The 2,661-nt window shown below is 74.1% G+C and carries 1 protein-coding gene and 1 pseudogene; both read right to left on the bottom strand.

The window, feature by feature from the left end:
• Positions 1-2,089: ATP-binding protein (locus tag ACRDP3_RS15430; protein ID WP_431517512.1), on the bottom strand; the 2,089-nt coding region annotated here is incomplete at its 3' end.
• Positions 2,090-2,353: 264 nt separating this feature from the next.
• Positions 2,354-2,661 (bottom strand): annotated as a pseudogene (locus tag ACRDP3_RS15425) (alpha/beta hydrolase); the annotation flags it as partial.

The raw sequence follows: 2,661 nt of genomic DNA, 5'->3' as shown, positions 1-2,661 counted from the left end.
CGAGCTGGCGTACGACGTGCGGGCCGTAGCCCATGAACAGGCTCGCCGTGCACAACACCGCGGCGGCGCGGGCGACTTCGACGTATTCGGGCTCGGGGTAGTAGTGCGACAGCGGCGGGCCGGTGTCGGCGGCGAGGGCGGTGAGGCGGGGGTAGCTGGAGCCGGTGGACCACAGGGCGGCGAGGACGGCGGTGAGGGCGGCGGTGGTGGGGCCGTCCGTACGGGCCAGGGCATGCCGCAGGGCCAGCACGAGGTTGTCCTGCTCGGCCCTGATCCGCTCCCAGGCCGCCCGCGGTTCCGAGCCGAAGAACCAGTCGTGGTGCGCGGCCCCGAAGTCCCGCGCCCAGGCGAGGAAGCGGCCGACGACCTCCTCATCCTCGCCCGCCTCCGCGCGCCGGGCCGCGCTGAACTCCCGTACGGTCTCCAGCATCCGGAACCGCACACCGACCGGGGTGTCGGCGACGGTGAGCAGCGACTGATCGGCCAACTGCTCCAGCAGATGCAGCGCATCATCGCCCAGCACCTGCTCCGCCGCCTCGCCGGAGAAGCCGCCGGGGAATACGGACAGCGTGCGCAGCGCCGCCCTGGCGTCCTCCGCGAGCAGGTTCCAGCTCCACTCCACGACCGCGTGCAGCGTGCGGTGGCGCTCCGGTACGTCCCGCGCCCCGCCGCGCAGCAGCACGAACCGGTCGCCGAGGCGGCGGGCGATCTCCGGCACCGACAGCACTCGCACCCGTGCCGCGGCCAACTCCACGGCGAGCGGCAGCCCGTCGAGGTGGAGGCACAGCTCGGCCACCGCGTCCGGAGGCAGCTCCACGCCGGGCCGTGCGGCCCGGGCCCGCTGCGTGAACAGCTCGGCCGAGGTGTCGAGGCCGAGCTCCGGCAGCGCGTACACCGCCTCCGACGTGAGGCACAGCGGGGCCCGGCTGGTGGCCAGCACCCGCAGGTCCTGCGAGGACGAGACCAGGGTCGCTGCGAGGTCGGCGGCGCCCCGGATGACCTGCTCGCAGTTGTCCAGCACCAGCAGCGCGGGCCCGGAGCCGAGCACGCCGAGGATGCCGGACACCGGGTCGGCCGAGGCGTGGCCGTTCAAGGCGCCGTGCCGCCCCTCGCCCGCGCCGAGCGCGGAGGCCACCTCCGCGGCCACGTCCTCGTCCGCGGTGACGCCGGCGAGCGGCACGAAGTACACCACGCGCTGCTCGGCCCGGCGGCTGACGGCGTGCGCGAGCCGGGTCTTGCCGAGGCCACCGGGGCCGACGACGGTCACGGCGCGGGAGGCGCGCAGCAGCCGCTCCACCGCCGCGATGTCCTCGTCCCTTCCCAGCAGCGGGTTCGGCTCGTGCGGTACGCCGTGCCTGGCCACAGGCGTCTCGCCGCGCAGCAGCTCCTGCTGTACGGCCTTGAGGCCGACGCCCGGATCCGTGCCGAGCTCGTCACGCAGCTCACGGCGGTACGCCTCGTACCGCGTCAGCGCCGCGGACGGGCCCGCCGTCGACGCCTCGCCGCGCAGCAGCTCGGCGAGCACCTCCTCGTCGCGCGGATGCTCCGCGGCGGCCACGGCCAGCGGCCCGGCCGCCTCCGCGTGCCGCCCCAGCCGGGCGAGGGCGAGCGCCTGCGCACGTACGAGGGTGCCGCGGACGGGGGCGCGCTCGGCGCGCAACACGGCTATGGGGTCGTCGCTGTCGCCGGCCCCGTCAGGGGTGCCCTCCCACAGCGCGAGCCCGGCTTCGGCCTCCGCCAGCGATCCCGCGTGGTCCCCGGCCCTGGCCCGGTCCGCGCTGGCGGCGGCGTGCAGCAGCAGGGCGGAGCTGTCGACCTGATCCGCGGCGAGGGTGAGCCGGTATCCGGTCGGCGTGCTCGCGAGGACGCCGGCGCCCAGCTGCGCCCGCGCCCTGGACACGAGGACCTGCACCGCCTTTCCCGGCCGCTCCGGCAACTCGTGCGGCCACAGCCCTTCCACAAGCCGCTCGGTGCCGCAGCCCGTACGCAAGTCGCCCGCGAGCAGCGCGAGGAGGCCGCGGAGCCGGGGAGCGGTGACCTCCTGTCCGCGATAGGCGACACGCGGCAGCAGGGTCAGGTCGGTGGTCACTTGTGCAGAGTAGCCAAGGCCGCCGACCGCCCGGACTCCCACCGAGGGCCGAACTCCCGCCGCTCGGGCGGCCCCCGCAGCCGCGCCGACCGTTTCTCGTTGATAAGGGGCCCGACGGAAATCGCGTTGAACTCTCCGTTCACGTTCCCGCACGCTCAGGGTGTGGACGGACGTGGCTTGTCGAGTCAGCTGTTGGGGTTCCCCGCCGACGCGCGGGTGCTCATCGTCAACAACGACGACTTCGGGATGTACCCCGCCGAACTGTCAGGCGTAACCGCGGGCGAGGGCGATGAGCCGGTCAAGGACGCGGTCGCCGTCGGCGCGAAGCCCGTTGTGCTCGTACTCATTGGTGAGCCATGGCCGCATGGTGGGAATGAGCCGCGCTGTCTCCTCGGAGAAGGCGCGGTCGACGTAGGCGTCGTCCGCGTAGATCGCGGCTGCGCAGGGCACTTGGCAGTCACGGAGCCGCTCGGCGTCGTAGAGCGGCGGCCACTCGTAGTCGGCCAGGAGTTCGGCTGCCTCCCGTAGTGGTGCCAGCTCTCCGTAGTCGCTGAACATCCAGGGGAACACGT

The sequence above is a fragment of the Streptomyces sp. genome (genome assembly GCF_050698815.1).
In the GTDB taxonomy this organism is placed as follows: Bacteria; Actinomycetota; Actinomycetes; order Streptomycetales; family Streptomycetaceae; genus Streptomyces.
This window is presented reverse-complemented; position numbering and strand designations above follow the sequence as displayed.